The organism is Bacillus sp. EB600, from assembly GCF_024494385.1.
Lineage (GTDB): Bacteria > Bacillota > Bacilli > Bacillales > Cytobacillaceae > JAEVLT01.
The window spans coordinates 22,298-48,029 of sequence record NZ_JAEVLT010000025.1; the positions used below are offsets into that span (position 1 = coordinate 22,298).

Annotated in this window: 20 protein-coding genes and 4 pseudogenes; 4 read left to right on the plus strand and 20 right to left on the minus strand. The window is 37.3% G+C overall.

The window, feature by feature from the left end:
- Positions 1–15 precede the first annotated feature (15 nt).
- The 8 genes from JN080_RS20250 to JN080_RS20285 form a co-directional block, all read right to left on the minus strand.
- Complete coding sequence (locus tag JN080_RS20250) at positions 16–1,197, minus strand: HD-GYP domain-containing protein (protein WP_256237795.1); 1,182 nt, start codon at positions 1,195–1,197, stop codon at positions 16–18.
- A 156-nt stretch (positions 1,198–1,353) separates the two neighbouring features.
- The gene (locus JN080_RS20255) at positions 1,354–2,589 is read right to left on the minus strand and encodes an ATP-binding protein (protein WP_256237796.1); all 1,236 of its coding nucleotides are present in this window, start codon (positions 2,587–2,589) and stop codon (positions 1,354–1,356) included.
- A gap of 160 nt (positions 2,590–2,749) precedes the next feature.
- Entirely contained in the window at positions 2,750–4,543 is a 1,794-nt protein-coding gene (locus JN080_RS20260) for a carbon starvation CstA family protein (protein ID WP_256237797.1), read from the minus strand.
- A 261-nt stretch (positions 4,544–4,804) separates the two neighbouring features.
- A complete protein-coding gene (locus JN080_RS20265; RefSeq protein ID WP_256237832.1) occupies positions 4,805–5,551 on the minus strand; it encodes a LytR/AlgR family response regulator transcription factor in 747 nt (248 codons plus the stop codon).
- Positions 5,552–5,575: 24 nt separating this feature from the next.
- A complete protein-coding gene (locus JN080_RS20270; protein ID WP_256237798.1) occupies positions 5,576–7,303 on the minus strand; it encodes a sensor histidine kinase in 1,728 nt (575 codons plus the stop codon).
- A 947-nt stretch (positions 7,304–8,250) separates the two neighbouring features.
- On the minus strand, positions 8,251–8,982 hold the full coding sequence (locus JN080_RS20275) for a C39 family peptidase (protein ID WP_256237833.1): 732 nt from the start codon (positions 8,980–8,982) through the stop codon (positions 8,251–8,253).
- 138 nt (positions 8,983–9,120) lie between these two features.
- On the minus strand, positions 9,121–9,573 hold the full coding sequence (locus JN080_RS20280; protein ID WP_256237799.1) for a threonine/serine exporter family protein: 453 nt from the start codon (positions 9,571–9,573) through the stop codon (positions 9,121–9,123).
- Between the two features lie 78 nt (positions 9,574–9,651).
- Positions 9,652–10,416 (minus strand): threonine/serine exporter family protein, encoded by a 765-nt coding sequence (locus JN080_RS20285; protein WP_256237800.1) that lies wholly within the window; start codon positions 10,414–10,416, stop codon positions 9,652–9,654.
- Between the two features lie 195 nt (positions 10,417–10,611).
- On the opposite strand from JN080_RS20285, the gene JN080_RS20290 reads away from it, so the two are divergent.
- Both JN080_RS20290 and JN080_RS20295 read left to right on the plus strand, forming a co-directional pair.
- Positions 10,612–12,690, plus strand: coding sequence for a carbon starvation CstA family protein (locus tag JN080_RS20290; RefSeq protein ID WP_256237801.1), 2,079 nt, complete (start codon positions 10,612–10,614; stop codon positions 12,688–12,690).
- On the plus strand, positions 12,683–12,886 hold the full coding sequence (locus JN080_RS20295; protein ID WP_256237802.1) for a YbdD/YjiX family protein: 204 nt from the start codon (positions 12,683–12,685) through the stop codon (positions 12,884–12,886). Before JN080_RS20290 ends, JN080_RS20295 begins: the two co-directional genes overlap by 8 nt.
- A gap of 217 nt (positions 12,887–13,103) precedes the next feature.
- Here JN080_RS20295 and ltrA read toward each other — a convergent pair.
- Together ltrA and JN080_RS20305 are read right to left on the minus strand one after the other, a co-directional pair.
- Positions 13,104–14,297: pseudogene (gene ltrA, locus JN080_RS20300) on the minus strand (group II intron reverse transcriptase/maturase); the annotation flags it as partial.
- 657 nt (positions 14,298–14,954) lie between these two features.
- On the minus strand, positions 14,955–15,530 hold the full coding sequence (locus JN080_RS20305; RefSeq protein ID WP_256237803.1) for a ferric reductase-like transmembrane domain-containing protein: 576 nt from the start codon (positions 15,528–15,530) through the stop codon (positions 14,955–14,957).
- A gap of 393 nt (positions 15,531–15,923) precedes the next feature.
- On the opposite strand from JN080_RS20305, the gene JN080_RS20310 reads away from it, so the two are divergent.
- The gene (locus JN080_RS20310; protein ID WP_256237804.1) at positions 15,924–17,141 is read left to right on the plus strand and encodes an MFS transporter; all 1,218 of its coding nucleotides are present in this window, start codon (positions 15,924–15,926) and stop codon (positions 17,139–17,141) included.
- A 69-nt stretch (positions 17,142–17,210) separates the two neighbouring features.
- On the opposite strand, the gene JN080_RS20315 is transcribed toward JN080_RS20310, so the two are convergent.
- On the minus strand, positions 17,211–19,409 hold the full coding sequence (locus JN080_RS20315; protein ID WP_256237805.1) for a heavy metal translocating P-type ATPase: 2,199 nt from the start codon (positions 19,407–19,409) through the stop codon (positions 17,211–17,213).
- 170 nt (positions 19,410–19,579) lie between these two features.
- Here JN080_RS20315 and JN080_RS20320 point away from each other — a divergent pair, with 170 nt between their 5' ends.
- Positions 19,580–20,002, plus strand: coding sequence for a hypothetical protein (locus JN080_RS20320; RefSeq protein ID WP_256237806.1), 423 nt, complete (start codon positions 19,580–19,582; stop codon positions 20,000–20,002).
- Between the two features lie 445 nt (positions 20,003–20,447).
- Here JN080_RS20320 and JN080_RS20325 read toward each other — a convergent pair whose 3' ends face one another.
- The 9 genes and pseudogenes from JN080_RS20325 to JN080_RS20375 all read right to left on the minus strand — a co-directional run.
- Positions 20,448–21,416 carry a DMT family transporter gene (locus JN080_RS20325; protein ID WP_256237807.1) on the minus strand — a complete coding sequence of 323 codons (969 nt, stop codon included), beginning with the start codon at positions 21,414–21,416 and terminating at the stop codon, positions 20,448–20,450.
- A 322-nt stretch (positions 21,417–21,738) separates the two neighbouring features.
- Positions 21,739–22,221: a hypothetical protein gene (locus JN080_RS20330; protein ID WP_256237808.1), complete on the minus strand. Its 483-nt coding sequence runs from the start codon at positions 22,219–22,221 to the stop codon at positions 21,739–21,741.
- A gap of 354 nt (positions 22,222–22,575) precedes the next feature.
- A pseudogene (locus JN080_RS20340) lies at positions 22,576–22,722 on the minus strand (NAD(P)H:quinone oxidoreductase, type IV); the annotation flags it as partial.
- Between the two features lie 141 nt (positions 22,723–22,863).
- Positions 22,864–23,562, minus strand: coding sequence for a pirin family protein (locus JN080_RS20350; RefSeq protein WP_256237809.1), 699 nt, complete (start codon positions 23,560–23,562; stop codon positions 22,864–22,866).
- Positions 23,563–23,602: 40 nt separating this feature from the next.
- Positions 23,603–23,737, minus strand: coding sequence for a BA3454 family stress response protein (locus tag JN080_RS20355; protein ID WP_256237810.1), 135 nt, complete (start codon positions 23,735–23,737; stop codon positions 23,603–23,605).
- Positions 23,738–23,853: 116 nt separating this feature from the next.
- Positions 23,854–24,129, minus strand: coding sequence for a hypothetical protein (locus JN080_RS20360; protein ID WP_256237811.1), 276 nt, complete (start codon positions 24,127–24,129; stop codon positions 23,854–23,856).
- A 90-nt stretch (positions 24,130–24,219) separates the two neighbouring features.
- Positions 24,220–24,828 carry a flavin reductase family protein gene (locus JN080_RS20365; protein ID WP_256237812.1) on the minus strand — a complete coding sequence of 203 codons (609 nt, stop codon included), beginning with the start codon at positions 24,826–24,828 and terminating at the stop codon, positions 24,220–24,222.
- Between the two features lie 26 nt (positions 24,829–24,854).
- Positions 24,855–25,171: pseudogene (locus JN080_RS20370) on the minus strand (VOC family protein); the annotation flags it as partial.
- Positions 25,172–25,420: 249 nt separating this feature from the next.
- Positions 25,421–25,615, minus strand: a pseudogene (locus JN080_RS20375) (diadenylate cyclase); the annotation flags it as partial.
- Positions 25,616–25,732: the final 117 nt, after the last annotated feature.

Sequence of the window (25,732 nt, forward strand, 5' to 3'; positions counted from 1 at the left end):
ACTTCCGGATTTTCATTATTTCACCCCCCTAATGACAAATTCATTTGACCAGGGATACTTTTTATGAAATTCGACCCATGTAGGAAAAACCGTTTTAAATATTTCTACAAGGGCAGGGTCAAACTGAGATCCTTTTCCATCAATGATCCTTTTATATGCCTCTTCAACAGGTAACGCTGCACGATAAGACCTGGAAGAAGTCATAGCGTCATACGCGTCTGCGATCGCTGTGATTCTCGCTAGATATGGTATTTCTTCCCCTATTAATCTTTGAGGATATCCATTTCCATCCCATCTCTCATGGTGGGATAGGATTACACAGATATTGGTTTTTAAACCATCAATATTTTTTATTGCCTCAGCCCCCACACTAGGATGCTGCTTAATAATATTAAATTCCTCTTCCGTCAATTTTGAAGGTTTCATTAATATATGGTCAGGAATGTTGATTTTTCCAATGTCGTGTAATAAACAAGCATAGTTAAATTCCTTCAGTTCTTCATTTGAATACTTTCCAATTTGTTTTGCAAGGGATAAAGCATAACATGCAACCCTTTCGCTATGACCTCTTGTATATGGGTCCTTTAATTCAAGTGTGGCAATGACCCCTTTTACAATTCCCTCTAATTGTTTATCATAGGAAGATTTTATTGAATTTACATACCCTTTGATACGAATTAACAATATAAAAGCCATAATTGAAAAGACAAGAAACAAAATAATTGGTAATATTACAATCGATGTTTTGATAATAATTCCTTCTAATAAGTACTTAAAGCAAATTCCTAAACAAACGGTCCAAAAGTAACGGGAGTTAACAAACAATGGAGCAAACAAAATTAAAAATACTTCTAAGATATTACCAATTTTATATTGATTTGGATAACTATGATAAGTAAGTACATCAACAATAATGGTTATAAATATATAACTAATAATATAAATATATTTAACCATATTCTGTTTTTTACATTTAAATAGATATTTTGTTATAGGAATTAAAGCTACAATCACAATATATGTGAGGTAGAAGAATACGCTAGGAAATCCTGCTTTTTTATTGGAAAGTAATATAGGTACAATAAAGTAATAGAAGAAATCATAAGATAGTAAAATAATGTAGAATAGACTTAAAAACCATTTGATTGTCAGCTGTTCTTCATTTATTAATACTGTACCCTCCACAGTTTTTTTCATTAATAATACCCCACACTAATAAGTTTTCGAATTTTCAAGACCCTGCCCTGTAACCACTTAGAATTTACTTAAAAAGACCTATTTTATACAAATTATAAATCATTTATCTACCTATTAGAAACAGAATTACTTTGTATAAATTGTTAATTATTCTCTTTACTTTTGAGAGATTGGTAAAATTACATTAACTTTTGTTCCTACCCCCACGCTGCTCTCAATCCTAAATTGTCCATTGTGATCACTAATAATTTGATTTGTAACCATTAAGCCCAAACCATTGCCATCCTTTTTCGTTGTATAAAATGGTTCACCTAGATTAAGAATATGTTCGTCTTCAATTCCACAGCCTTCATCTTGAACAGATGTTAACATCCTTTTTCCTTCCAAGACCTTGATATTAATTCTTATTTTTCCACCATCAGGCATTGCTTCAATTGCATTTTTTATTAGATTAATAAACACTTGTTTTAATTGTTTATCATCGCAGTCAATAGGAGGAAGCGGTCCTTCCATAATTGTTTCAATAATTATTTGTTGCCTTTCAGCCTGCTGCTGGGTAATTGATAAGGTGTAGGCGATGATCTCTTCAATATTTACCTTTGTAAATTGGACTGATTTTGGTTTTCCAAGATACATTAAATCATTTGCTATTGAATTTATTCGATCTATTTCTTGAATCATAATCGGGTAAAAATCATTTGTATTTGGATACCTTTCCTGCTGCAGTTGAGTAAATCCTTTTAATGATGCAAGCGGGTTGCGGATTTCATGGCCAATCGCAGCAGCCATTTGGCCAATTACAGCCAGCTTTTCTTTTTGGCGGAGTTCTTCATGGACAGAAGTTATTGCTTTAATATAGGAAATAAATCGGACTAATAGAACAAATGCAATTGCAGATATAATAATTACTAACAAAATAGCAACAAGAACCCTTGTGTCCTTTAGGATAAGCCCAAGCAATCCGTATTTAACAATTGTACCTAATGAGACAAGAAAAAAATATTTTTTATTAATAAATAGGGGTGAGAACAGTACCAAAAAAATTTCGACTAAACTTCCGTTAGCGAACGGCTTGTTACTCCCCCAGTAAATCAATACAGAATTTAAAAAATCAAAAAGTGTATAGCCGAAAAAAAATATATATTTGACTAGATATGGATTACCTCTTTTTAAAAAATATATACCAATAGGTGTGATCAAAAAAATAAGCAAATAAAACCAATAACCAAGTCCTCCTTGAGGTATACCTGCTTCTCTGTTAAGAGATTTCGGAAAAATAAAATAACTAAATAAATCATAAGTAATAAAAACGATATTAAACAGCCAAAAAAATAACTTAACGGCTTTTTTCTCTTCTAAGACCAACTTTGTAATTCTAATCTCTTCTTTCATTAAAATAAACGCCCTGTCATAAATTTTTAGTTTCCCCTATATTCTATCATCATTATTAAAGTGGGTTTACAAAAAATATGAAAAATCCATGATACATTCGACAATTTTCGCATAAAAAAAGGAAACCTACCAATATCAGTAAGTTTCCTTTTAACTTGTATCACGCTACATGTGACTCAAGTTTTACTCGAGGTGAATTCCACATCGTAATCCATTTTTTTATCGCGGTAATCATAATAACTACACCAAGAACTAACATGATAACGGATAGAACACCATTTAGGACATTATAACCGGCAGCCGCTGGGTTAAGGTAGACGTTTTTAACCATCCAGTATCCGGCAACGTTTACGGTAACATACAGATAAGCAAGTGGAATAAGGCATGTTAACATGTAGCGGCGTTTATCAGCAACTCTAAGAATAACTGTTGCCCCAATAATCAATCCAATGGAAGCCATTAACTGATTGGAAACACCGAATAGTGTCCAAACCGAACCAATATTACCGGTAAAGAGGAGATACCCCCACATTACACTTGACAGCGCACTGGCAAATATCGAGCCTGGCAGCCAATTTGTGTTTTTCAATGGCTTGTAAAAATCGCCAAAGAAGTCTTGAATTAAATAACGTGCCGTACGGGTTCCTGCGTCAATCGCTGTTAAAATAAAAACAGCTTCAAACATGATAACGAATTGGAAGAAATAGGACGATAGCTTAGAAAACCAGGAAATACCGGTAAACACATAGGTCATTCCAACTGCCAGCGTTACCGCACCACCTGTTCTTCCCTCCAGATTAAGACCAATTTCATGGGCCAGTTTCGGTAATTGATCAACATGCATTCCTAATGTCTTAAATACTTCAGGTGCAGAGTTAATCGCAAAATAATCAGCTGGCTGTAATGCTGTTGCAGCAACCAAAGCCATGATACCGACTACACATTCCATAAGCATGGAGCCAAACCCGACAGCTTTAATATCTGTCCACTTGTCAAGCATTTTTGGTGTCGTTCCTGAACCAATGAAGGCATGAAAACCAGAAATGGCACCACAAGCAATGGTAATTGAGATAAATGGCCAAACCGGACCACCGATAACTGGACCGCCGCCATGAATAAACTTAGTAAACGCTGGCATTTGAATCGATGGGTTGATAATAAAAACACCAATAATCAAGGCAGCAAATACGCCAATTTTCATAAAGGTACTTAAATAATCCCTTGGAGCTAATAACAACCAAACAGGCAAAGCAGCTGCCATAAATGCATATGCTGGTAAGATAAAGGATAATGTCTTTATATCCAATGTCAACCAGTGTCCAAGGATAGAATCTTTAATAAAGGGTCCGACGAATACACAAACCATGATAGCAATAAAACCAAACGTTGAAGTAAGTTTTAAATTTCCTGTTTTCCGATAGGCCAATCCAACAGCCATCGCAATCGGAATTGTCATTCCCACAGCAAATGTTCCCCAAGGATTGTTTGCAAGTGCATTTAATACAACCATTGAAAGGCCGGCCATCGTAATCGTAATAATAAAGAGCATTGCTAAACCTGTACAAAAACCTGCAACTGGGCCTAATTCTTCCTTTGCAACTTCAGATAGAGATTTCCCTTTTCTTAGCATTGAGGCGTAGAGAACAACTGCATCATGAACAGCTCCCCCAATTACTGCCCCGATCAAAAGCCATAATAATCCTGGCAAATAACCGAATTGTGCTGCCAAAATCGGACCGACAAGCGGACCGGCAGCAGCAATTGCTGCAAAGTGATGTCCAAAGGTTACCCACTTATTAGTTGGAACATAGTCCTTTCCATCATCAAATTCATGTGCTGGTGTTACCTTTGAATCATCTAGCTTCATAACTTTAACAGCCATAAATGTTCCATAGAGACGGTAGGCTATGATTAAAATACAAAGAGATCCTATGACAATTGGGACCGCATTCATTTTTAACAACCTCCTTAAGTTGTTTGTTTTCTATGGCATAATCATACTAAATAAAAGCGCTAACAATAGGTTTTCAGGCTAAAACGCAAAAACTTAGGATTGAAATGCAAAAAAGGGAACTTGAAATGCGAATATAAAAGCGGATGCACCTTTTAGCAAAGTACGCTGGGCGCTGGCCGACTAAAAAAAGCGCCGCCGTCCTAGCGGCCACATCGGCACTAGCACTTCCTGTGCATCGAAGCTAGACGAAAAAACAGCTGCTTAGAATCCAAGCAGCTGTTTCAATTCTTTTATATGGGTTCGGCTTACCGGAACCTTATCACTATTTGTCATTACCAGGTTATAGGTTGAATTAAACCAAGGTTCTATTTCTTTTATACCGTTAATATTAACAATAAAAGCACGGTGAACACGAATGATTGAAAAGCATTTTAGTTTTCGTTCGAAGGTAACTAAAGCATCATTAACTACATACTTTTCCTTATTTGTAACAATAATCGTCTTTCCTTCATTTGTTCCAATATAAAGAATATCATTTACGTTCACTAAAATGATTTTTTCATCTACCGTAATTGCAATTTTTTCAGACAGTTCAGAAAGCCCAGTATTTTGTCTTGAAGCCAATGGGATTGGCGGCTCATGGGCGCTTGTTAATTTTACTAATTTTTCGATGGTGTGCAAAACTCTCTTTTCTTCAAATGGCTTTAATAGATAATCAGCAGCATTTAACTCAAAAGCCTTGAGTGCGTAATCATCATACGCGGTGGCAAACACGATCATCGGAGGATATTCCAGCTCATTTAGTTTGTTGGCAATGTCAATTCCACTTTGATCCCCGAGTTGGATGTCTAAAAAAATAACATCGATATCAAGGTTTTGTAATTTTACTAGAGCTGTTTCTAAGCTGTCCGCCTGCCCCACAATTTCTACTTGCTTACTTCTTTTCAATAGATAAGCAAGTTCATCTCTAGCCAGTGGCTCATCATCAACTATAAAAGCTTTAAGCAAATTCCCCACCCCAATTCTCCTTTGTTAGGGAAGTTTAATACAAACTTTGGTACCTCTTTCTGCATTACTTTCTATCTGAAATAAAGCTTCAGGCCCATAAATTTCCTCGATGCGTGTTCTAATATTCCATAATGCCGTACCGGTCCCCTCAGCTGATTCAACAGTTTGCTTTCCAAGTGTTTGAAGCCGTTCTGGTGAGATCCCTTGCCCATTGTCTTCAGTAAGAAGAACCATTCTGCCATTCTCTTCGAAAGCACTTATTTTTACAGTTCCTGTTTTCGTTTTTTGAAAAGCATAACGAATGGCATTCTCAACAAGCGGCTGCAGCGTAAAGGGCGGTATTAAAACATGTTCTAGTGACGGGGCAATCTCCATTTCCACTTTGTATCGGTCTGGGAAACGCGCTTGTTCTAATGATAAATAAGCCTCGACATGCTCAAGTTCTTTTTCAAGGGGTATGAGCATTTGACGGGCACCCTGCAAATTACTGCGAAAAAAGGTACTTAAATTAATCAAAAGCCCTCTAGCTTGATCAGCATCCGTTCGAATCATGCTTGATATCGTATTGATGGCGTTAAAAAGAAAATGAGGATGAATCTGCGCCTGCAGAGCCTTGATCTCAGCATCTTTTAACAGCCTTCTTTGCATTTCTATTTCTGCCATTTCTAGTTGATCTGAAAAGAGCTTTCCTAATCCCTCTGCTAACTCCTGTTCTACTTGATCAAGCTTGCTTATATTCTTAAAGTATAGCTTTAATGTCCCAACCGTTTTTTGATGAACATGCAGCGGTAGAACAATGGCTGCATGGAGAGGGCAATTTTCCTTCCAGCACTGAATTTCCTGGGGGGATTTAGCAGTAATAATCCTCCCTTGCTCTAAGACTTTTTTCGTTAATTTAGTCGCCATCTTACTTAATGGTAAATGGTGATCTGAACCTGCACCTGCATGCGCTAGCACTTGTTGTTGATCCGTTATGGAAATGGCATCGGCGTTCGTCCATTTCAGAATGACCTCTGCCGCTTTTTTGCATGAATCAACCTTTAAACCTTGACGAAAAAAAGGCAGTGTCTGTTGAGCTATATAGAGCGCTTTATGCGTCTGCAGTGCCCTAGTCCGCTCTTCTTCCAAAAGAATTTCTTGAATAATCATTAAAAATATAAATGTTCCAAAACCGTTAATCGCAATCATCGGTACGGAAATTAAATCAACCAAATGCAGTGCTTCATCATAAGGTTTTGCCGCAACTAGGATAATACCCATTTGGACACATTCCATCAAAATCCCGATGACAACAGCCTTCCACGGCGTCTTTTCCACTTGGATTTTAAAGTGTTTCCCCATAAAACCAGTAACGATTCCTGCCAAAATAGTTGAAAATGCGCAAGCCCCTGCAGTAAAACCTCCCAGTGATAAACGATGAAGACCGGCAATTAAACCAGCGCCAATCCCAACGACTGGTCCGCCAAGCAGACCTCCAATGGCCACTCCCATGATCCTTGTATTTGCAATGGCATTGTCCTTGTCTATTTCTGTTAACCAGTCCTGGGACCTAATGGAACCATGACTAATCTCAACCCCTGTATAATTACTAATGATCCCAAAGACTCCGAAAATAGCAATCATGAAAACTTTCTCCCGTAAACCATGTTCATCATGAATAACCCGGCGAAATGTTTTCATTCGTGAAAGTAAAAACGCAACTATGATCAAAATCCCGACACGTTCAAGCATAAGAGGCACTAATGTCAGCATTAACTTCCCTCTTTCCATCGTCACTTTAACTCAATTGTCCTAATGTTTTCTATTCCAGCCCATAATTCGGAAACGCTTCCAAAATAACAAAGACGCATGCACCCTTTTAGCGACGTACACTAGTCGGCGCTGTGGCTAACGAAAATGAAAGCACAAAATTCTATTTAAACACATTAATAATATATCAGAAAAATAAGCTAACTGGGTGATCATTTTCGATAGCATTTATGTAAGTATTTTCTTAAATACTTCAGTGTGTTGGCAGCTACTACATTTATTGTTTTAAAACCAAACTTCTTAACGATCATGAAGTAGAGAGAATCGAGGAGCATTCATCCTATTAAAACATCCTTTTTAGAAGCAATTATACTCAAGCTATTGACTTATAGATAAAATCAATGTAATATTATCTATTGTGCTTTAAATTTATGGTACTTCGGATTAACAGATAATCGTAATGTAAAAATGAACTGGCATTCTGCTTTTGTTTTTTTTAGAAAGACTTATTCACACTGGATCGGCTTCGGAGCCGTAAGGATGTAAGAGAGGTAGGGCTTACGTCGTTTAGGTATAAAACCATCAGGTGGGATTTGAACCGCGGCAAATTGTTATAGTATAGAAAAGCTATAACATTAAATAAAAATATTTTTACCTTACGAAATAGAAAAGCGAAAGCGCCCGTTTAGCGCACGGCAGGACTGGAGCACATCGACTGAGATAAAGGAAACACGAAGAGCGTTAGCGCATTCGTGCTTGACTTATCGTAGGGAGGTGGGCGAAGTACACTAGTCGCTGGGCGCTGCAGCTAGACAGTTATCAGAGTTTAAAACTCTGATACAGAAAAAGTACAACTATTCATAAGTTACTCATAAAGGTTCTTTGAACCAAAAGCAAAAAAGGCAGAGGGATGATTCGTTCCTCTGCCTTTGCCAATTTAGTAACCCTCTTTATGCATTTGAGGGTTCTTCTTCAATAACAATAGCTTGGCTACCCATTTGTTCCCATGCCTTTTCAAAATTATCACGATCTAATTTTCGATTTTTATGACCATATGGGTCATTAACATAGATAAAATTTTCATCATATCCAGTTATCACAGCACTATGCTCGCTGAAGGTTATCTCGATTGTACCTTGCGGTGTAGACCACTTTTCAAAACCAGAAACAGGCGAAAAGCTGGTGGTTGTGATCACCCAAACTGGCTGACCACCGCTCACTTGTTTCAGTAAATCGGTAAAAGGACTACTCGTTAAATTAACTACATTATCACCCGCATACTCCTTAGCTAAATCATAAATTGGTCCATTGTAGGCACCGTATCCTGGGCCATCCACCATATCACCGACAAAGCCTTCATTTGGGTTTCCTTTAAGACCATTTTTATAATTTAAGGGGACCGTTTTTATCTTAGAAGCTAGTTCATTTTTCGTCACAGTATACCCATTGTAGTTTAAGATCATTGCTAAACTTGTTACCTCACAGCCATTATAAAGACCCGGTGGATCCAGCTGATTGATTAAGGGAATATCTAACAGTTTACTCTCTAAGAGGATTGGCTGTTTTTCAACTAATGCAGTTTCAAGTTGGCTTAAAGAATTTGATTTACGAATTGCTGAGGATTTTCTAGCTTGCTTATGAATGGTTAGGAAATTTTCCGTCAAAAAGATAAGCACTGCCATAATTATAGCTGATAAAAAAATCTTCTTTATTATAGAAGTCAAGTTCATCCTCTCACTTTGTATTTATTGTTTAATGATCGGCAAGGAACAATAACATATGTATAATATGTGTGCCTTTTAACTTTTCCTTAATTCGTTTCATTCTTTCACATACTTTTGTTTGTCTGTCAGCTTCCGAAACACTTGGTTAATAACCTCGGATAAAACAAGACCGAAGGCAATTGAACCAGATAGCATGAAGGCTTTTGCTGCTAAGTTGAGCGCTGTATTATAATCATTCTCAACAAAATTCCTCATCGAATCATAGGAAAGTCCTCCCGGCACCAATGGAATAATTCCGGCAACGCTATAAATAATGACAGGGGTTTTATATGCTTTCGCTAAAACATGACTAATAACACCTACAAAAACGGCTGCAGTTACTGTTGCCACAACAGCATCATGATTATTGTTTTCCAAGATATAATAAATAATCCAGCCACCCATTCCAATTAATCCACATTTAATAAGTGTTTTTGTTGGTGCATTAAAAAGAATTCCAAATGCTCCTGTAGCGATAAAGCTTGTTACTAACTGTGCAACAATGGCCAATTCCACAACCTCCTATTAACGATTACTTATCTAGCTTTATTGACATTCCAATGTCAGCATACCTGCAATTCGATATGCCTAACCTAAAAATGTCAATACAGCGGCAATCCCAGACCCAATCCCAAAGGAGGTTAAAAATGCCTCAGCTCCTTTTGATAAGCCTGAAACAAGATGTCCTGCCATTAAATCTCTAATAGCGTTGGTAATCAACAACCCCGGAACTAAGGGCATAACCGATCCGATGATAATTTTATCTAACTGATGTCCTATTCCTATTTTTACAAAAAACAGCGATAGCAGACCAATAATAAATGACGCTAGGAACTCAGAAAAAAACTTGATTGGTACAAACCGATGAAAGGAGACAAAGCTAAGATACCCCACCCCTCCGGAAATCATTGCTGGGATAAAATCATTCCAATTTCCATTAAACATAATTAAAAAGCAGCCACTGGTAATCGATGAAGCTGCCACTTGTATCATCATTGGAAAGGTCATCCTTAGTGTTTCAATTTCCTTTAACTGAGCAATTGCTTCTTGAAGGCTCAGGTTCCCGCTGCTAATTTGTCTAGAAATACTGTTGACCATTGCGACCTTCTTTAAATCGGTAGAACGTTCTAAAATCCGAATTAGCTTTGTCTTCGTTGGCTCCACGCCGCCAGCTGAGAATATAATCCCTGTTGGAGTTACATAGCTGTGTGTCTCTGAAATGCCAAAAGCGGCTGCCATCCTCGTCATTGTGTCCTCGACCCTATAGGTCTCTGCTCCGCATTGGAGCATAATCTTCCCCGCAAGTAAACATGCCTCGAAAATTTCATATGTTTCAGAATCTTGATTTTCCATATTCGCTCTCACCACTATTATTTTAACATTTGATTCTTTACCATTTTATAGAAAACAAAACCTTGAATCAATGGACAATAACGTAATTTGTAAAAACAGTAAGTATTTTTTTCATATAGTACAAGAAAATAGTACAAACATTCAAAATTATGTAATATACTATAATTGTTATATAACAGAAAGGTGGCGAGTTCATTGAAAGCAATAAGATCCATACTATTATGGGGGGTTATTTCAGCGCTGGGTGCTGCAAGTTTTGCGGTAATAGCATTAAACAGCGGTGAAACAATCAATGCAATTTGGCTGTTAACAGCAGCAGTTTGTACTTATGCGGTTGGCTATCGTTTTTACAGCAAATTTATTGCTCAAAAGGTTTTTCAGCTAGATGACACTCGTAAGACGCCTGCAGAGATTCACAACGATGGGAAGGATTATGTACCAACAAACAAATATGTTCTTTTTGGGCACCACTTTGCAGCCATTGCAGGAGCCGGTCCATTGGTTGGCCCAATCCTTGCGGCACAAATGGGATATCTGCCCGGAACCATTTGGATTATCGTTGGGGTTGTTTTAGGTGGAGCCGTTCAGGATTTTATCATCCTATTTGGTTCCATGCGCAGAAATGGGAAGTCTCTTGGAGAAATGATTAAAGAAGAAATGGGCCCAATAACAGGGTTTATTTCGATGATTGGTATTTTAGGAATTATGATTATTTTGTTAGCCGTTTTAGCATTAGTTGTCGTGAAAGCGCTAACCGGAAGCCCGTGGGGAATGTTCACGATTGCCGCTACGATTCCAATTGCAATTTTAATGGGCATATACATGCGATTTATTCGGCCGGGCCGTGTTGGTGAAGCCTCCATTATAGGTATTGTCCTATTGATGCTGGCCCTTTATTTCGGACAATATGTTTCCCAAGACCCAACCCTGGCAAAAATGTTTACTTTTAAAGGTGAAACAATTGCTATTATGTTGATTATTTACGGCTTTATTGCGTCTGTCCTCCCTGTTTGGCTGCTTCTGGCACCGCGGGATTATTTAAGTACATTCTTGAAGGTTGGTACCATACTAGCTCTTGCATTAGGAATTGTCATTGTAGCACCAAATCTTCAAATGCCTGGACTAACAAAGTTTATTGATGGAACAGGACCTGTTTTTTCTGGAAACCTCTTTCCTTTCATATTTATTACGATTGCCTGTGGGTCTGTCTCTGGTTTCCATGCTCTCATTTCCTCAGGGACAACACCAAAAATGATCGAGACGGAATCGCATGCTCGTCCAATTGGTTATGGGGCTATGCTGACCGAATCATTTGTCGCGGTTATGGCGATGATTGCTGCATGTGTACTTAGTCCTGGGGTTTACTTTGCAATCAATAGCCCTCCAGCTGTTATTGGTACAGATGCTATACAAGCAGCTACTACGATCACCAGCTGGGGTTTCACCGTAACACCGAATGAAATAACAACCATTGCCAAGCATGTTGGTGAACAATCGATTCTCTCTAGAACAGGTGGTGCACCAACACTTGCCATTGGAATGGCAACCATCTTCTCAAAGATCATTGGTGGAAAAGCATTAATGGCTTTCTGGTATCATTTTGCCATTCTGTTTGAAGCACTATTTATCTTGACGACAATTGACGCGGGTACTCGTGTTGGACGTTTTATGATTCAGGACCTTGTCGGGACAGCTTATAAACCATTCAAAAGAACGGAAGCATGGGTTCCAAACCTGATTGCAACCGCTCTTTGCGTGAGTTTCTGGGGATACTTTCTTTATCAGGGTGTTATCGACCCGCTCGGTGGAATCAATACATTATGGCCGTTATTTGGTATCGCGAATCAAATGCTTGCCGGTATTGCCTTGCTGCTCGGTACGACACTTCTCTTTAAAATGGGTAAAAAAGTTTACGTATGGATCACGCTGCTTCCTACCACATGGCTGTTAATCGTGACGTTAACAGCAGGCTGGCAAAAACTTTTTGACAGTAATCCTAAGGTTGGCTTTTTATCCCACGCCAAAGTTTTCCAAACAGCGTTTAATGATGGACAAATTTTGGCACCTGCCAAAACAGCTGCACAAATGAAGCAGGTACTTATTAATGACTATGTGGATGCTACGTTAACAGGAATATTTATGGCCGTGGTAATCATCGTACTCATTTCTGCTTTACGTATTTGGTTTAAGGTCATCACAAACCATAAACTGGCATTACATGAAGAGCCATTTGTTCCACGCGAAAATAATGGAGATGTGAAAACTTATGCTTAAAAAACTAAAAGTTATCTTACACTATCGGAAACAATTTATAAGCCTGCTTGTTGGAGTGCCAAGCTATGAAAAATATGTGGAGCATATGGACACTCATCATCCTGGTGAGCCTATTCAATCAAGGAAAGAATTCTTTTGTGAAGCCCAGGAAACACGTTATAATTCAAAAGATGGGAGAGTTTCAAGGTGTTGCTGATTAGAAAAATAGCAACGGTAGAATAATAGCATTACGGTTTTAAAAAATGCTTGGAAAAAATTCCAAGCGTTTTTTCTTTTAAAATCCGCCACCTTGGACCGTCCCCCCTTATTAAATTCCATTTATTCAGAAAATCGAGTAGGAGGCTAATCATTATTTGATTAGCCGACCTCTCACACCACCGTGCGTACGGTTCCGTACACGGCGGTTCTAAAGTTTACAGTCTTACGGACAAATAATACTCAAGAAAACTAACGTATTTCGCTTTTCGGAAGAGTTCGTTTGTCAGGGTTTTATCCAAGATATAGCTACCAGCGATTCGCCAGTAGCCTTTTCTTGTGTTCGCCCATTCCCATGCTTTTCTTTCACTGGCTCCCAATTTTCTGAGCCAATAATAGCGGGTGCGAATCTTCTTCCAGCGTTTCCAAGTTACCATTCGCATTCGTCTTCGGGTCCATTGGTCCATTTTTGCCATGAGTTTCTTCATGTCAGCTAGTTTGTAGTAATTGACCCAACCGCGAATCGTTTGGTTCAGTCTTTCCTTTCTCTTTTCAATACTCATTCCATTACTTCGTCCTGTTAAAAGGCGGATTTTGTCTTTTAACTTCTGAACACCCTTCGGGTGTACCCTTAGACGGCATTTTCTTTTGTAGAAATAAAATCCATAACTTAGAAACTTTATGTTCCGTATATGTGTGATTTCTGTTTTCTCTTGATTGACTTTCAGCCGTAATCTTCCTTCTATGAATGGGAGGATGTGCTGATAGGTTCTTTCACAGCTTCTTTTGCTTTTGCAGAAAATGACGATATCATCGGCATATCGGACAAATCGATGATTCCTTGATTCCAGCTCCTTGTCCAATTCATTTAACATAATATTAGCCAGGAGTGGACTTAATGGTCCACCTTGCGGTACTCCGAAATCATTCGTTGTCTTTACACCCTTTTCCATAATTCCTGCGTTAAGAAACTTGTGGATTAAAGAAATAACGCGGCCGTCGTGGATGGTATTGCCAAGTATTTGTATGAGTTTGCTATGATCAACCGTGTCAAAATATTGTGCTAAGTCCAGATCTATCCCATTATGGTATCCTTCATTTGCATTCTTCTGACATGCTAGAAGTGCATCATGTGTACTTCTGTGTGGTCGAAATCCATAGCTATTGTTCGAGAATTGCCTCTCGAAGAGAGGGATTATGACTTGTGCAATGGCTTGTTGGATCATTCTGTCTACTACTGTTGGAATGCCAAGTTTTCTTGTTTTCCCATTATCTTTTGGTATTTCTACCCTTCTAACGGGTTGAGGTTTATATGTTCCCCTCCGAATGGATAGTATGAGTTCCCCCTGGTGTTCGACTAGATATCCCAGAAGTTCATCTGTTGTCATCTTATCGATACCACCTGCTCCTTTGTTCTTCTTAACCTATTTATATGCTAGTTTAAGATTATCACTGGATAGAATTCGCTCAAGCATCCATTCGTTTTGCCTGTTGCTGTTAGTGGTGTTGTTTTCAGTTATCCTATTTAAACAGTGCCCTCTGTCATACATTTCCTGTTCCGCAGTATTTCTTTGACGATAGGTTTCTTCTTGTTTTCTGCACTTTTGTGTTCTTTTGGTAACTTTCATTGACTTCCACTTCCTTTAGTTCAGCCCTTCCTTTGATGTCTAGAGCATCTCTGTACTATGGCTTTTGCTGACTTCTCACGATAAATCTTGTTTCAACCAAGCTTCATACTCTGTTTCTGCTTGTCCGTGAGACCTCCCCGGGTAAGAGCTATAACCTTCCTCCCATGTAACTGCTGTATTTACTGTATGGAGTCCGTGCAGTATTGGACTTTGTTTTGTTGTGCAAACTCGTCCATTCCAATTCAGCCTTATATACAGTTTCTGTTCGTCAGTTCGGGATTTTGCCTCCGGCTTCCTTCAGATTCCACCTCACGGTGGACACCCTTGCCATTGGCTAACAGTTCCTACTGCCAGGCCTGTAGTGGACTTTCACCACCAAGTTATAGCCCATGCCGGGCGCACACAAAGAAGGTACAGAAAAAATTCTGCACCGACTTGACGTTACTTTTGTTTCACACTGTTGACTTTCCCCACTTCCGGGGATTGACGTAATACTAGTGATTCCATGCAGCGAAGGAAAGCTAAAACAAGGATAAGGGTTATTCCCGCTGCATAGATGAATAATGCCCAAGACCTTGATGAATCTGTACCGATTGCTAGACCATGAATAACCATCATCACCCAGGCAGGAATCACGGCGATATGGACTTTCTTCCACATTGCACGACCCAGTTTTTTTATAAAGAAGTCAGATGTACCAATCACCAATAAGAATAAATAAAATGAAACGGTCCCAAGTGCTGAGAAAACGGGTGCATTTTTTGCAAATAAAGGGATAAATAGCTCAGTTAATGAGTATGGTACAAACTGATCCTTCCAAATAAGTGTCATATGAAAAACAATGGTCAGCAATCCAAACCAGCCGCTCGTTTGATGATAGGAAAGCAGGAACGCCTTCTTTTTCTTCATGATCGATAGAGAGATTAGCAGTCCAAAGGCAAGTGAGATGGTCATGAAAAAGTAAGCTAAAAATCCCGAGGCCCGAATCAGGCTCCAAACTGAAATATAGTCAGTCATAATCTGTTACTCCTTTCATATCAGAATCAACGATCTTTTGATATGAAGTTTAATCAGAGTAACTGAAATAAGACTGAAAAAGAAATACAATGTTTGCAATTGTAAAATTGAAATTTATTTTTCAGAAAGGTGTTTGGATTTACTAAAAATAGCAAAATGTGCAAAACTCCTTGAAGATGGTGCACAACCCCACAATAATGGTGCATAACAAAAGCATGCATTGATCCGATTAGGTAAAAAAACCTCCATTTCGGCGCAATAACCTAAATCCTATTGAATTTTTGCTAATTTGGTAACTTTACATCTAATAATCCTTTCACTTCATTAATTTTTAAATTTGGAGTATGATTCTGTTTAGGTTTACGAAATAGTTTATTGGAAAGAAGTGTTTTTATGGTCAATCAACAGGAAATTGCACGTCGTAATTTACATATCATGTGGTTTGCCAATTTCTTTGTTAATTCCAGTATGACAATGGTTCTGCCATTTCTATCATTATATATTGAAACGTTTGGACATTTTTCAGAAAAGTATGTTCAGCATTGGTCTGGATTAACCTTCGGGGTTACCTTCGTTTCCGCGTTTATCTTTTCGCCAATTTGGGGAAAAGTCGGGGACCGCTACGGAAGGAAAAGAATTCTTATTTTTTCCGGGCTGGGAATGGCATTATCCATCTTTTTAATGGGATTTTGTCATACAGTATGGCAATTATTTACACTGCGGTTTTTCATGGGATTTTTCTCAGGCTTTATTTCTATGTCACAAGCCTTTATTTCTACGCAAACACCAAAAAAAATCGCCGGACAAGTTCTTGGAACCTTGCAAACCGGTACGATTACCGGTGCATTACTTGGCCCAATCCTTGGCGGTGTATTAGCTGATTCACTTGGATATTCAACAACCTTCAAATGGACTTCGATCTCCATTTTTATTTCAGCACTGCTTGTCATGCTGACAAAAGAGTATCGACTTAACGAAAAACAAACGGCAAAATCGATTCATTCCAGCAGGGAGCTTATCAAGCATATCGCCCAAAACCCTGTTCTGTTGACAGCCTTACTCATTTCAGCACTCATTCAAATTGCTCATTTCAGCATCCAGCCGATTCTTTCGCTGTATGTAACTGAATTACATGGGAAAGCGAATATTGCCTTTTACTCTGGGATCGCTTTTTCCGTAGCTGGTTTAGGAAATTTACTGATGGCAAGAAGTTGGGGGAAAATTGCCGATACGCATGGCTACGTTAAGGTCCTTGTAATTCTTCTTTTTACAGCAGGGTTTGTCTATATGCCAGGCGCCATTGTGACAAGCTTATGGCAGCTTGTTATTATCCGGTTTCTCTTAGGAATTGCACTTGGAGGGATCGTCCCTGTCCAAATTGCTTACCTGCGCCAAGAGACCCCCATTACTATGCAAGGTGAGGTTATTGGTTATAATACTAGCCTTAGATTCTTTGGTAATATCATAGGTCCGATGCTAGGGGGATTCGTTTCCGGGTACTTTGGCTTTTCAGCTGTATTTATTACAACAAGCACGTTACTTCTGTTGTGCGGTTGTGTTTTGCTCACCGCCATCCTTCGTCATCAAAACTTAGTAAAACATACGATATAAGAAAAAGGTCCGAAATCCGGGCTTTTTTCCTTATTGCAGTTTCTCCCTATCTTCATTGCATCATTCGCCCTAAATTTTAACCCTTTTTAATCTAAGAGAATTTAATACAACGGACAATGAACTAAAAGCCATTGCTGCTCCTGCCAGCCACGGAGCCAATAATCCAAACATCGCAAAGGGGATCATAATAATATTATATAAAAATGCCCAAAGAAAATTTTGTTTTATATTGATAATTGTTCTTTTACTGATGTTAATTGCATCCACAACTCGATGTAAATCACCGGTTATAACCGTTATATCCGCTGATTCAATGGCAATATCAGAACCGGTCCCTATCGCGATGCCTACATCTGCGATGGTTAATGCCGGAGCATCATTAATGCCATCGCCTACCATTACAACTTGGTTTCCTTTTTTCTGCAGATTTTGAACAATTTCGGCCTTTTCCTGCGGGGTTATCTCTGCATACAAACTTTTTATTCCTACCTGTTTTGCTACTTCGATTGCAGTACTTCTGTTATCCCCTGTTAACATGATTACTTCTATTCCTAATTTTTTCATTCGTGAAATTGCAGCTTGAGAAGTTGGCTTTATTTCATCAGCAACAGCAACGATTCCGGCAAAACGTGAATCAATCGACACAATCATTGCTGTTTTTCCCTCTTGTTCAAGCTTTACAACCATACTAATTGCTTCACTAGGTAAAATGAAATTATTTTTTTTAAAATATCTTGGGTTAGAAATGACAACTTTTTTTCCGTTTACCGATGCTTTGATTCCATATCCTGGGGAAAATTGAACTTTAGTCGCAGTTGGAAATTTGCGAATCTTTTTATCTGCCATTCTAACAATTGCTTTGGCGACCGGATGATCTGAAGCACTTTCCACTGCACCGATTATTTCTAAAAAAGCACTTTCGCTAAAATGTTCAAAATAGAGGTTGGTTACTTGGGGTTCGCCTTTTGTAATCGTTCCTGTTTTATCGAGGACAACAATATTGTTTTTACCAAGCAATTCAAGGAATTTGCCTTCTTTAAAAAGAATTCCCAATTGGGCGGCCCGTCCGCTTGCGACCATAACAGAAGTAGGTGTAGCCAAACCCAGTGCGCAGGGACAAGCGATAATTAATACTGCAATCACTTTTTCCAATGCTTCATGAAAATTCCCCGGCTGTAAAATGAAATACCATGCTGTAAATGTAATGGCTGAAAATAGAATAACAGCGGGTACAAAAACGGCAGTAATTTTATCTGCGATATGTTGAATGGGAGCTTTTGAGGCCTGTGCTTCCTCCACAATCCGAATGATTTGCGACAAAGTCGTTTCAGAGTCTCTTTTTGTTACTTTAATTTTCAATAAACCATTCTGATTGATCGTTCCAGCATAGACGAAATTTCCGATCCTTTTTTCAACCGACCTGCTTTCACCTGTTAACATCGATTCATCAATCATTGAGTTTCCTAGAATAACTTGTCCATCAACTGGAATTCGTTCGCCCGGTTTCACAACAATGACATCTCCAAGTGAAATCCTATCAATGGATATTTTGGACTCCGTCCCATTTATGTACAAGGTGGCCGTTTTGGGCTGCAATTGATACAGTTTCTTGATCGACTCCGTTGTTCTCAATTTTGTTTTTGCTTCCAGTAATTTTCCGAGTAAAATAAAGGTAATAATAAATGCACTTGTTTCATAGAACAACCCGATCGAATGAGAATGATAAGTTGAAAAAGTAAGATAATGACTGTAAAAAAAGGCGGCTGACGTGCTCAAAACCACTAAAACATCCATGTTGGCACTTCCATTTTTCAGCGCTTTCCATGAGCTTTCGTAAAATTGATAGCCGATAAAAAACTGGATGGGGATCGTAATCGCCAGCTGAAAGAACGGGTTTAAAAAAAGTTCCGGTACTATTACAAAAGAAGTCAGCTGAAAATGAGCAAACATCGCCCATGCCAAAGGAAGGGTAAGCAGTGCTGAAAAAATAAACTTTGCTTGAAGAGTTCTCATTTCTTTTCGTTTTGCTTCATCCGATCGGGGGCTATTTTGGGTGAATTCGTTCGCCGTAAAGCCAATATGATTAATTTTATTGATGATTTCCGTAGTACTTGTCCGATCTTTATAAAACGTAACCCGTCCTTTTTCAGTTGTTAAGCTGACGTTAACATCGACTACACCTTCCATTTTCGAAACTGCCTTTTCGATTCGCACGGAACAAGCAGCGCAATGCATTCCTTTTATCTCTAAATAGCTCGTCTCTTCCATTTTTCCACCACTTTTGTTTTTTTAGATTATCATATTAATGGTAGATTTTATTTATGCGAGTTTTACAAACTAATAGTTAGGCATCACAAAAAATGAACATGAAAACGGCTCGCCTTATCATATAAATGTAAAAGATAACTGATTCATTTGAGGATGTGAAGAGACGGAAAATGTTAATTTCATTTAGTATTACAATCATTTTTCTGATTACATGTATTGTCGTTTACTGCACTTTTTCAAATAGAACATACATTTCCCCTATGACCGGCATGATCATCAGTATGGCAAACGCAATGATGACGAGTATGGCAATGGGGACTATTCTAGGGATCCTCGTTCCACAAAAAGATTTAACGATCCCTACGATAATATCTGTTTCAATTGGGATGATTGTAGGGTATGTAACGGGACGACCTGTTTCCCTCATTGCTTCGTTAGATGGAATAATAGCTGGGATAATGGGCGGGATGATGGGCACCATGCTTGGAATCATGCTAATGCCGACATTCACCCAGATGATGATTTTATTTATTGATGTGATCTATATATTGGTCACAGTGTTACTATTTCGTGTTATTGCTAAAACATCATGAAAGTTTTCATTGCTGTACGTTCCTTTCTGCTTTAAATGAAATTTCCTTTGCTATTTCTTGTTTTTCATTTGTGATATTGATGTCCGCAATCCAATCTCCGTGCATCGGGAGTTGGACGTTTTCTTGATAAATTCCATTCCCTTATTCATGGAACAGCACCTCGATCTGGCCGTGATCAATCACCTTCATGCCACGCTAGTTTTCTAATAACCATTTTCAAATCTCCACCCCCATATGACCATTTTTTGAAGAAGAAGGCGTGGAAATACAGTTATTTAGAAAAAGGGTGTCCCAAAAGTAGCTTTTGGAACACCCTAATATCCCCTGAACCGGAAATTTAAAACGTAACTTGTTTGCACAAGGAAAGCCTTTAAACACCTCTGCCCGTTAGCGGAATAACTGCCTCTTTTCCTATTTAGTTACTTTTATACCTTTATAGTAGTTTTTATACTTTTAAGTCTTTCTTCACCTTCTTATTAAGCAACTCATTTACATTACTTCCTACGGAGTTAACCATCCATATGCCTATACATACTAATATAAGCGCCACAATATTTTTTAACTCAAATATTGTTTCTCCTAAAAAAATTGCTGAGAGCACAGAACCGAAAATTGGTATTAGAAAATTATATACAGAAACCAGGCCGACATTATTATACTTTAGTAAAAGATTCCATAATGAAAATGCAATTGAAGACAATAATGCTAGATAAATTAAAAGTAAAGAAGATGTCAGTGTAAAATGATAAACTTGTCCACCAAAAACCTCCCCCAATAAGACTAGCAGAATGCCTCCTATAAAAAGACTATATCCTGTAGTTACCATTACATCCATACTTTCTGTAAGCTTTTTGGAATAAATAGCTGCAACCGAAAAAAAAAGGGCTGCAATTACAACAAAACCATCCCCAGTAAAATTAAAAGAAAATCGCAATAGTTCAGAATTAAAATTTACTACTATAACTCCTATAAATCCAACCACGCATCCTATTGCCTTTGTTTTAGTTAACTTATCATATTTATATATGTAGTGAGCTAATATAACACTAAAAAATGTAGCTGTAGAATTCATTACTGATCCTTTTACTCCGGTAGTATTTGCTACACCTATGTAAAAAAATATATATTGTAAAGTTGTTTGAATTAAGCCTAATATAAACAATCTTGAAAAACTTCTCTTAGAAACACTCAATATACTCTTTCCAGATATTTGCGCAAGAATAAGTAAAATTATACCTGCAATAACAAACCTATACCCTGCAAATAAAATTTTTGATGCTGTATCATTAGAATTAATAGTAAATAATAGATATCCTATTTTTATCGCTGGGTAGGCACTTCCCCATAATAAACAGCATAATGTTGCAATTGCAGCAACAAATTTTGTATCTGTAAACTTTTTATTATCAAACAAATAATCTGCTCCTTCTGTAATTAAACTAATGTTATTTGTCATGTGCATTTTTAGTATAGCATGAAATATTTTTAGTTTTTATTGAAAATGTTGACAAACTACTAGCTGGTTTCCTTTAAGTGTTAATTTTTAAACTGGTGATACCCAAACTAACTACAAATAGAAAACGGCGGTCTATTTAAGCCCGCCATTTTGGAGTTTATATGTGACTATTTAAAAGTTGCCCAAACCTGGATAAGCAACGCACAAAGTATTGCTTCCAACTTAGTTGTCCTTTTCATTAAATATCTGCCTTTAATATCGATAAATATGATGCTTTACCTTACAATTTTAATTCGGGAGCGTTTGTTTCTCTTATATATTTTTCCACTAATTTCTGAAACCCATAAATCATAACTGCCATAGAAATACAAAACACATACCACATGGTATGACTTAATTTTTTCAATTTAAATACTCCTACCTTTTCCCATATTTCAGCAAAAGGATAAGCACAAATAACATCTAATACTGCATTTGTAATGAAATATTTAAAAAAATTTCCGTATGTTAGTTTAAATATCCATAGTGTGGCTACAAAAAAAGGACCCAGTATATATGTAAAATCAACTAAACCGGGAGATAGAGGATTTTTATTTATCCACCATTTTCTCTTATTAGCGATAACACTGAACATACTTATAAATAAATTAGTAAAACTTGCTACTGGTAAAAACCTAAAAAATGATTTTTTTCCAAGAAAAGGTACAGTTAGCCAAGGAATGATAAGCATTCCTATAGCGAATGCCATTTTTTTGTTGAACATAAATTACCTCCATAAGCCATATTTTAATGATTTATTGAATCCAATTATTTAAGCAAAGAAACATTCTTTAATCAACAACATCAAGGGAAACATCATATTTTTACCTCTGCACCAGCTTCTTTTTCTTCCTCCTCAGCCTATTCTGCTAATTGATAATTTGTATTTGTTGTACTATAAAAGATGATTGCCAGTTTTACATTAGACATAGTACCTATCCCCTTTACTAAAAATTAATACATATAAACCTCTTCAGAGCTTCTAAATTATAAGTTACCCTTGCGTTTATTTTTAATCCCAAGTTTTACAACTTCCTCTTATTTTTTCCTCAAAAAAATAAAAGACTTTCTGAACTTTTTATCGATTTGTTTTTTGAAACCATTCGGCAACAGTTACTGTACGTTTTGCTTGATGTTTCACTGCAGCTAGAACATCCTCAATCACTTTTCCATTTTCATCAACCGTCACACTTGCTCCATATAGGTTTACACCAGCAGCTAATATACTTTATTAGCAAAAAAAAACTAACCGGAAATTTTCCGATTGGTTTTTTTTGATTGGCTTTCTTAACCCATTTAGCAACAGTAACTGTACGCTTTGCTTGATGTTTTACGGCTGCTTGAACATCTTCTAAATTTGTATACCTTATTCTTTTTTCATTTCTATAATTAGAATATGTGAGGTTTTCAATGCCTTAATTAGAATATTTTCTTCCACAATCTCCATTCCATCTCTATCCGACAACTCAATATCATTAATTACGGAAGTACCTTCTATTTGAACTAAATAAGCATGCCTTCCTTCTTTTACAGGGAAAGTAATCTCTTTTCCTTGTTCCAATTCCAAAGAATAAATATTGGCATCCTGATTAATTTTGATTGGAGCATTTCCGTTCAATCCTGAAACCATATGCAACCAATTATTCTTTCTATCTTCCCAATTGAATCTATAATCACCGTAGTTTGGCTCAAGTCCATTTTTTACAGGGAAAATCCAAACTTGCAAAAACCTTAGTGTATCTTCTCCTAAGTTATACTCACTATGAAGCACACCTGTTCCTGCACTCATGTATTGAACTTGCCCACGTGTTACTGTGTTTTTATTTCCCATGCTATCACCATGAGTTAGTTCACCATTCACAACATAAGAAATGATTTCCATATCCCTATGAGGGTGTACGCCAAATCCTTTTTTTGGTTCAACTAAATCATCGTTGATCACTCGTAAAACGCCGAACTGGATATTGTCTGGATTATAGTATTCAGCGAATGAAAAGTGAAATTTACTTTTCAACCATCCAAGATTACTGGCACCCATGTTTTTACTTTCGATTTTTCTTAACATAATATTTCTCTCCTTACTTCATACGTAATATCTATTTGATTTATAAACTCCATTGTTTAACTACTTGTTTTTTTGCTAAGTGCATAATTTTTTCACAAGGCATTCCTTTATTGGCAAGGATATTAGTTTGATAATTTTTACCTTTATATTTAACTGTAACGGTTACCTCAATCATTGTTTATTCTCCTTTCAACAAAAATAATTACCTTATATAAATGAACTTCCCTGTGGAATCAGCGAAACATATTTTTCTAATTCATATTGGATCCAAGATAATATAAAAAATTCATTCTAATATGGATATACGGTTTTATGGTCGGCAAGTATCACCAATTGTTTTTCAATAGGTTGAAAGCTTATTTGTGCATCAGAGGAGTAATACCAGGTCTTTTCCTTTTCATTTACCTCAAATACATTTAACTCCTCCTTAAAATCCAAAATTTTTGAAGAAGTTTCTTCATCAACTTGCAGGCTAATTTTCCAACGATCCTCTTTATTTTTTTCAATACTATAAATTTCAGTTTGGCAAAAAAGACGACTCCCGATAGAATGACGAATCAATAGCATTTAGCAATCCCCCCATTTACCTGTTATAAAGTTCTTTATACTACTTTGCGGCTGCTTCAACTTCTTCCATGGTTAATTGATGACCAATGGCTATTTAGGTCTTTCTATTTCGAAAATCTCGCCAATTTTTGCATAATCATTACCAGCCAATCTACTAACAGCGGCTAAACCTTTTGGGTCTATTCTGCCATTTTCATAAAGATCATTTTCAATGTGAAATTGGACAACTCTTCCAATGATCAGATCACACCCTGGGGAATCCAAACCTCCTAATTCTAAGGAGTGTTCTACTATACACTCCATTCGAATTTTGGCTTCCTTTACTCCTGGAACCCTAATTTTTACGCTTTCTATTGGAGTCAAATCAGCTAGTTCTATTTCACTTTGGTCAGGAGGAAGACTTGCAGCTGTTTCATTTATTTTTGCAACATTGTGTTCATCTACAATATGAACGACAAATTCCTTAATCTCCATGATGTTTCTAGCTGTATCCTTCTGTCTCCCCTGTGACCGTTGAATCGCTAATGAAATCATCGGAGGATTAGATGAGACGATAGTAAAATAACTAAATGGTGCACCGTTCAAAACTCCATCTTTCGAAATCGTTGTTACAAAAGCAATAGGTCTTGGTATTATGCTTCCTATCAGAAATTTATAATTTTCTCTTTCAGTCATATTGGATGGGTCAATTGAAAGCAATGAAATCAATCCTTTCTTAATTAGTCTTATTCTCTCACTTTAAAAGGAAGCAGCTCTCGTTCAATCTGTCCCCTTTTCGGTTCATACTGTTTAGGCAACATTATTTTTTGTCCCACAGTATCTTGTGATTCATCACGAGCGAATCCTGGTGGATCCGTTGCAATTTCAAATAAGATTTCTCCGTGTTCTCTAAAAGTAAATGGCATTAAAATAGTTTCGATTTCATAGGTGTTACCCCATATCCATTACCTTGAACAAACTTTTTCCACTGCAATTGATCCTGATCATCTTTAGCCCGCCATGCAATATGGTGTACAGCACCAACGCCCATTCGTCCTCTACCGTAATACTTAGGTTATTTTCACCCATTTCCTTATATGTTCCTGAACTGCGTTGGATGTTTGCATTAAAACCAGATAAGGCAAATTCCTGCATTTTGATTCCATATGCTCACATCATGCAATAAACCTCAAATTAAAATATCTTTAATTCAAGATAATGATAATACTTAAAAATTTTCGTGTCAATAACCTTGTTTAAGACAGCATTTAAAATCGTTTTAAAAATTGTATACATAGTTAATAGGATACATTTACCCATTTAAGCTGAATGAAATATTCCCTGTTTCTTTAGAAACAACCAATGCTAGTGCATCACTTTGTTCAGTTATACCTAGTGCTGCGCTATGACGTGATCCTACCCTTTCTTCCCCAATTTCTCGTTTTGTTAATGGAAGCAGCACATTTGATGCAGAATCAACTATGTTACCACGGACTAAAACAGCCCCATCATGAAGGGGATATTAGGGGTTACTATAGCTACAATAGCAATTACCGTGATGGCTAAAGTCATTTTTTGTTCATTAAGATCCTCCCGCTAAACAAATATATATAACAAATAGGAC

What these genes read in the sequence shown, in the direction of transcription:
- JN080_RS20330 (WP_256237808.1), bottom strand. Translation starts at nt 22,221, where the DNA reads ATGTTCAACAAAAAAATGGCATTCGCTATAGGAATGCTTATCATTCCT.
- JN080_RS20315 (WP_256237805.1), bottom strand. Translation starts at nt 19,409, where the DNA reads ATGGAAGAGACGAGCTATTTAGAGATAAAAGGAATGCATTGCGCTGCT.
- JN080_RS20360 (WP_256237811.1), bottom strand. Translation starts at nt 24,129, where the DNA reads ATGCTATTGATTCGTCATTCTATCGGGAGTCGTCTTTTTTGCCAAACT.
- JN080_RS20275 (WP_256237833.1), bottom strand. Translation starts at nt 8,982, where the DNA reads ATGGCAGTGCTTATCTTTTTGACGGAAAATTTCCTAACCATTCATAAG.
- JN080_RS20270 (WP_256237798.1), bottom strand. Translation starts at nt 7,303, where the DNA reads ATGCTGACATTAGTGCCTCTTATGCTTGAACGTGTCGGGATTTTGATC.
- JN080_RS20250 (WP_256237795.1), bottom strand. Translation starts at nt 1,197, where the DNA reads ATGAAAAAAACTGTGGAGGGTACAGTATTAATAAATGAAGAACAGCTG.
- JN080_RS20350 (WP_256237809.1), bottom strand. Translation starts at nt 23,562, where the DNA reads ATGTTAAGAAAAATCGAAAGTAAAAACATGGGTGCCAGTAATCTTGGA.
- JN080_RS20320 (WP_256237806.1), top strand. Translation starts at nt 19,580, where the DNA reads ATGTTAATTTCATTTAGTATTACAATCATTTTTCTGATTACATGTATT.
- JN080_RS20355 (WP_256237810.1), bottom strand. Translation starts at nt 23,737, where the DNA reads ATGATTGAGGTAACCGTTACAGTTAAATATAAAGGTAAAAATTATCAA.
- JN080_RS20260 (WP_256237797.1), bottom strand. Translation starts at nt 4,543, where the DNA reads ATGAATGCGGTCCCAATTGTCATAGGATCTCTTTGTATTTTAATCATA.
- JN080_RS20255 (WP_256237796.1), bottom strand. Translation starts at nt 2,589, where the DNA reads ATGAAAGAAGAGATTAGAATTACAAAGTTGGTCTTAGAAGAGAAAAAA.
- JN080_RS20285 (WP_256237800.1), bottom strand. Translation starts at nt 10,416, where the DNA reads ATGGAAAATCAAGATTCTGAAACATATGAAATTTTCGAGGCATGTTTA.
- JN080_RS20295 (WP_256237802.1), top strand. Translation starts at nt 12,683, where the DNA reads ATGCTTAAAAAACTAAAAGTTATCTTACACTATCGGAAACAATTTATA.
- JN080_RS20310 (WP_256237804.1), top strand. Translation starts at nt 15,924, where the DNA reads ATGGTCAATCAACAGGAAATTGCACGTCGTAATTTACATATCATGTGG.
- JN080_RS20305 (WP_256237803.1), bottom strand. Translation starts at nt 15,530, where the DNA reads ATGACTGACTATATTTCAGTTTGGAGCCTGATTCGGGCCTCGGGATTT.